The organism is Halomonas sp. BC04 (assembly GCF_000568385.1).
This window is the reverse complement of sequence record NZ_AZQX01000122.1, coordinates 1-5,616: the sequence shown is the minus strand read 5'-3', so window position 1 is coordinate 5,616 and position 5,616 is coordinate 1. Positions and strand designations below refer to the sequence as shown.

General features: G+C 62.5%; 4 protein-coding genes, 2 pseudogenes and 1 riboswitch. Of the genes and pseudogenes, 1 reads left to right on the top strand and 5 read right to left on the bottom strand.

The annotated features are described in order from the left end of the window. Positions 1-566: pseudogene (locus Q427_RS08620) on the bottom strand (sodium:solute symporter family transporter); the annotation flags it as partial. Continuing rightward, positions 556-668: riboswitch (TPP riboswitch) on the bottom strand. It overlaps the preceding pseudogene by 11 nt. A gap of 140 nt (positions 669-808) precedes the next feature. On the opposite strand from Q427_RS08620, the gene Q427_RS08615 reads away from it, so the two are divergent. Continuing rightward, the gene (locus tag Q427_RS08615) at positions 809-1,360 is read left to right on the top strand and encodes a hypothetical protein (RefSeq protein WP_331280575.1); all 552 of its coding nucleotides are present in this window, start codon (positions 809-811) and stop codon (positions 1,358-1,360) included. Between the two features lie 251 nt (positions 1,361-1,611). Here the strand turns inward: Q427_RS08615 and Q427_RS08610 are convergent, their stop codons facing one another. From Q427_RS08610 to Q427_RS08595, 4 genes and pseudogenes are all read right to left on the bottom strand, one after another. Further along, a complete protein-coding gene (locus tag Q427_RS08610; RefSeq protein ID WP_051496237.1) occupies positions 1,612-2,250 on the bottom strand; it encodes an HNH endonuclease in 639 nt (212 codons plus the stop codon). 61 nt (positions 2,251-2,311) lie between these two features. Beyond that, a complete protein-coding gene (locus Q427_RS08605; RefSeq protein WP_043512958.1) occupies positions 2,312-2,899 on the bottom strand; it encodes a peroxidase-related enzyme in 588 nt (195 codons plus the stop codon). An 80-nt stretch (positions 2,900-2,979) separates the two neighbouring features. After that, positions 2,980-4,839, bottom strand: a complete 1,860-nt coding sequence (locus Q427_RS08600) for a sensor domain-containing diguanylate cyclase (RefSeq protein WP_043512956.1) — start codon at positions 4,837-4,839, stop codon at positions 2,980-2,982. Positions 4,840-4,971: 132 nt separating this feature from the next. Beyond that, positions 4,972-5,616 (bottom strand): annotated as a pseudogene (locus Q427_RS08595) (aldehyde dehydrogenase family protein); the annotation flags it as partial.

Below are 5,616 nucleotides of genomic sequence, written 5' to 3'. Positions count from 1 at the left end.
CAGGGCCAGCAGCAGCCAGGCCTGCCAGCGATCCGTGGCCAGGCTCGCCCGCAGGCCGCCCAGGGTGGTGTAGACCAGGGTGACCACCGCCACCCCGAGGATCACCAGCGAAGGCGGCACGTCGGAGAGCAGCGCGGCGATGGCGCCGATGGCGGTCAGCTCGGCGGCCAGGAAGATGGCCATGTAGGCCACGGAAACGAAGGAGACCCAGCGGCGCACCCCGGCGCCATAGCAGGCCTCGGCGAACTCACCGATGCTGCGCCCCCGGGGCAGGTGGCGTCGGATGGCGGGGCCGTAAAGCCCCAGTATCAGGAACGGCAGCGACGAGCCGATGGCGTAGCCGGCCAGCGCCACCGGTCCCACGAAGGCCCCGATCTCCGGCGGGGCGAAGAGGATCCAGGCGCCCATGCTGGAGGCCAGGAACGACAGGCCGATGGCCTGGGCGCCTGGGTGTTGCGGGCGGTCACGTAGTCATCGAGGGGGCCGTCGGCCCGACGGGCACGCAGGCCCAGAAAGGCAAAGCACAATAGCGCCGCGCCGAGCACGGCTGACGTCAGGTAGGGCATGTCGCACTTCCTCCGCCGGTATGAACCGGATCAGGTTCCAGGGTCAGCGCTTGGCTCTCTCAGCCCCGCCGGTTGCACGGCGAGACTCCCCTGGCGACAGTGAATGGATGGGTAGCTCAAGTTATGGGCAGAATGGCCGATATGACCTTCTAGCGTCCATGATTGATAGGACACGTGATGATATAACAAGCGATGATAGTACAGTCGCTGCATGCGAACGACCACTCTCGCAGAGAACGCCAATGCCGTTTACAGAAGCCAAGGAACACGCCCCCGGGCGGTTGCACGCCATCTTCGCCGACCCCTACACCGCTTTCGAGAACCAGGTGATCGAGCGGCAGCTGCACCTGCGGGTCGCCATCGATGCCCTGCTGTTGCAACCCATGACCGAGGGCCGGCTCCTGCTGAGGGTGATCCACGGCTGGGAGAACGGCAGCTTCGAGCCCGCCGACCTGGCCCATAGCGACCATGACATCGGCTCCCTCGACGATCTGCGCAAGGCGGTCGATCACTATCATCAGGCCTTCGAGGCCTCGCAGCCTTTCCCGCAGGATGACGACTCGCTGCTGGCTCGCCCGCTTGAAAACGCCATCATTCGGGCCGAAGCCAACGGCCAGGCACTCGACGAGGAGACCCGCACCATCCCCGCACGCTGGCCCGCCTTCGACCAGGGGCTTTATCTCTATACCTTCTTCAAGGTCTACCACCGCCTCACCTACGGCGAGGATGACTCCTACCGCACGGCACGCTGCATGACCCCGCACGCGCCCGCGAGATACACGAATTCCATCTAGAGGAGGGCGAGTTCGCCGTGGTCTCCCCCACCGAGGAGGAAGCCACCGCCGATACAATGCTGGTTCTGCATGAAAGCCAGCTGGTGCCCGTGCTGCAGTTGTTGGAAGGGTGCCAGGAAAACGCCTGAGGAGTTAACGCCGGAAGCACTCTTGGTAGTGCCAAGCGAGATAGTCGCGATTTGGAAAGGCTGATTTCGCCAGGGATAATAGCTGTCCGTCGATATCGCTGAGCTGCGCTTTGAGCTGACCATTCAACCGACTTCTGCCAACTCTGGGGAGACCCGGATACGATCCTCGGCATCGATAGCCAATAGGCCTTTGTCGAAGGCTCGGTCATGCAGGGCATTAAGGCTAAGTCCATTGGCTGGGTCTAGGCGGAACTCTGGGCGCGACTGCCAAGGCACGATATGACTGGCAATCAGCAAATCCTCGTGACGAAGGCCAGTAATGACACAGCGGGTGTCATAGCGAATCATCACCGCCTTACGGAATAGCGACTGCCCCACACGCCGTTTCTGCAAGACCACCGTATCCTGCCCGGTGTAATCGTTCTCTTGCTCGTCTCGCTCAACCTCGGCACCCAGCGCCAACCAAGCGGCTTCACACTCTCGAGCCACGGTTTCCGGCTCGGCAATAAAACGCTGCCAAAGCAAGCGGTCCTGGTGGGATGCCCCGGTCAGCCCCTTCTTGCCCAGCGCCAGCACTTCTGGATCGAGACTCGCATAGTTAGAGAGCTTCATGGCAACCGAGCTGGCCGAACGCCCCATTCGTTCGGCCAGCCAAATGACTTCCGATCGCTCCCGGTGTAATTGACCAAATGTCAGGCGACAGTAGAGAGACAGCGCCAGTAACCGGTGTATATCCGTCCAAGCTTTTCTTTCCGTTCCCATGTCTCCCTCCCTGGACTCAGGACCAGAGCTTACGCCGGGACCCTTGGAGCGTCCAGCGTACTCACTTCTCCCGCGGCACACGCCCCATCAGGTAGAACTCTTCGTTGGGTGGCGTGCCGGTGAGAGTGACCAGGCGGTTGGAGAGGCCGAAGAAGGCGGTGATGGCGCCGATGTCCCAGATGTCGTCCTGGGTGAAACCCGCATTCATCAGGCGGCTCTGCCATTCGTCGGTGAGTTCGCCCACGTCCAGGCCGCAGTGAAAGGCGAAGTCGAGCATGACCCGGTGGCGCTCGCTCAGCGAGGCGGTGCGGTGGTTGATGGCGACCTTGTCGGCCAGCAGCGGATCCTTGCTGTAGATGCGTACCAGTGCGCCGTGGGCCACCACACAGTAGAGACAGTGATTGCGGGCGCTGGTGGCCACCACGATCATCTCTTTCTCGGCCTTGGTCAGGGTTTCCGATTCCCGCTCCATCAGCGCATCGTGATAGGCAAAGAAGGCACGGAACTCGGCCGGGCGATGGGCCAGCATCAGGAACACGTTGGGCACGAAGCCGGCCTTCTCCTGCACCGCCAGCATGGCATCGCGGATATCCGCGGGCAGGTCCTGGATCGATTCGGGAATGGGAAAGCGGCTGATGGGCGTCGACATGGCGGGCTCCGGTTAGACATCGTTAGCGCTGCGAGTTAACGACAGTTAACGTCAACGTCAATTCATTGTCCATGCCTTGCTCACTCGCATGACTTCAATCGGCTACACGTCACCACCCGGTTGCGATGATGCGCCTTGGCCTCGTACATCGCCTGGTCGGCGAGGCGATAGAGTGTCTCCACATCACGCACCGCATCGCACCCGTGGCAGGCCACCAGGCCGAACGAGGCCGTGATTACCCCATAGGTGGACGTCTCATGGCGAATGCTCAGCCCTTGAAGGGCCTCGCGGAACTTCTCCAGCGCCTCCTGCCCCTCCTCCAGCGAGTCGACGGCCAGCAACAGCCCGAACTCCTCCCCGCCGAGTCGGAACAATCGGTCTCCGGCGCGGCGGAAGTAGTCCAGAAGCAGGGTGGAGACCCTGACCAGCACCTCATCGCCGGCGTGGTGGCCATAGGTGTCGTTGTAGAGCTTGAAGTCATCGATATCCATGACCGCAAACAGCAGTGGTTGGCCGCTGCGCCGACGTCGCTGCAGCTCCTCTTCCATCAACTCCTGGAACTGACGGCGATTCAACAAGCCGGTCAGCGGGTCGGTGCGCGCCATGACCGTGAGCTGCTGGTTGGCCTTTTCCAGCTCGTGGGTGCGCTGTTGGACCTGTGCTTCCAGGCGCTCGTTGAGCGAACGCTGCAGATCGAGGGTGGCGCGCTCGGCGGCGAGCTTTTCGTTCTTGAACTGGTTGATCTTCCAGGCCAGCCCCAGAGATAGCAGCAGGAACTCGATGCCCGAGCCTACCTGGACGGCGTACTCGGTGACGATATTGTAGGGCAGCACCCCCGCCACTCGCAGGAAGTAAAGCGCAATGCCGATCAGCAGGACGCTCCACGCCACCAGGTAGATCCTGGCCAGCGTGTCGCCGCAAAGGCTGCGCCAGACCGCCACGCCGAGCAACAGGCAGGAGAGCAGAATGGCGCCGGGGATGATCAGGTGGAACACCGGCGCGTAGTGGCCGAGCAGCGCCGGTAGTGCGCTCACCAGACACAGTCCGGCAACACCGTAGAGCAATCGGGTCAACCGCGGGGCATGCTGGCGCAGGTTGAGGTAGCTGTCACTGAAAAACGCCAGGGTGACGGCGAACAGGCCGATGTTGAGCGGCACCATCTGATTGTTGAACGTCGGCATCTCAGGCCACCAGTACTGAAAGGCAAAGCCTCTCGACGAGAACATCAGGATGAAGAAGGTCCCGAGATAGATGACGTAGTGCAGCAGGGGCCGCTCGCGGGTGGCCAGGTAGAGCAGCAGGTTGTAGATCAACAGTGCCAGCAGACCACCGAAGTAGAGGCTGAAGGCCATCAGCTCCCGCTGGGCCTTGGCCAGGAAGCTGGCATCATCCATGAGATAGAGGGGCGTGGCATCATAGAGCCCGTCGTGGGTATCCAGTCTCAGGAAGACCGTGCGCGACTCACCGGCAGGCACATGAATAGGCAACACGAAGGTGCGATGGTCGATCGGACGGGAGTCGAAGCTCCGTCGGTTACCGGTCTGCCACTCCCTGACGATCTCGCCCTGCGCATCCACCACATAGCCGTCGAGATAGTCGTGCAACGGCATGGCCAGCTCCAGCAGCCGGCGCACTGGGCGGTCTGAAGTATTCTCGACCCGCAGCTGCAGCCACCAGGCGGAATCGGAAAAACTGAAGTTGAGGGTTTCCTGACGGGGACGCGTCCACTCCAACCCCTCGCCATGCCGCAACAGCCTCTCGATATCGAACTCACGAGCGCGGTCTTCCAGCAGCTGAACGTGCGGACCGAGATTCAACTCCCCCTGCAGAGCACCCACGTCGATGGCGGCCTTGGCTTGCCATGGCAGCAATAACAGCAGCGTTGCCAACCAGCGAACCAGCACGGTGGACGGCAAGGGAAACGAGAGGCGCCTGATCACGTGAGCTCCACGCTGGCATACGATGTTCAGCCCACTTTATCAGCTAATGACGCTTTGGCGCCGTTGAATAAAACAGGACGCCCCCACCATCAGGCAGGGGCGTACTCGGTAACAACACACTTCGGGGCGGCGTCAGCTCAGCGAGATGGTGCTGTTGATGCCGCTGGAGACGTTCTCGGGCTCGAACCAGCGGGCGGTGACGGTCTTGGTCTGGGTCCAGAACTGGATCGCCTGCTTGCCGTTGGGACCCAGGTCACCCAGCTTGGAGCCGCGCGAGCCGGTGAAGCTGAAATAGGCCACCGGCACCGGGATCGGCACGTTGATGCCGACCTGCCCCACGTCGATGTCGCTCTCGAAGCGGCGCGCCACCCAGCCGGAGTTGGTGAAGATCGAGGTGCCATTGCCGTTGGGGTTGGCATTGATGAACTCGATCGCCTCGTCCAGGGTGTCGACGCTGACGACACACAGCACCGGGCCGAAGATCTCCTCACGGTAGATGGTCATCTCCGGGGTCACGTCGCGAACACGGTGGGGCCGACGAAGTTGCCGTGCTCATAGCCCGAGACCTCAAAGCCACGGCCATCGACCAGCAGCTTGGCGCCCTCCTTCTCGCCGGCGTCGATCAGGCGAATCACCCGCTCACGGGCGGCCGGGGAGACCAGCGGCCCGAGGTCGGCATCACGCTGGGTGCCGGGGCCGACCTTCATGTTGCGGGCGCCGTCGACGATGTCGTCGATCCACGCCTTGGCCTCGCCCACCAGCACCACCACGGAGTTG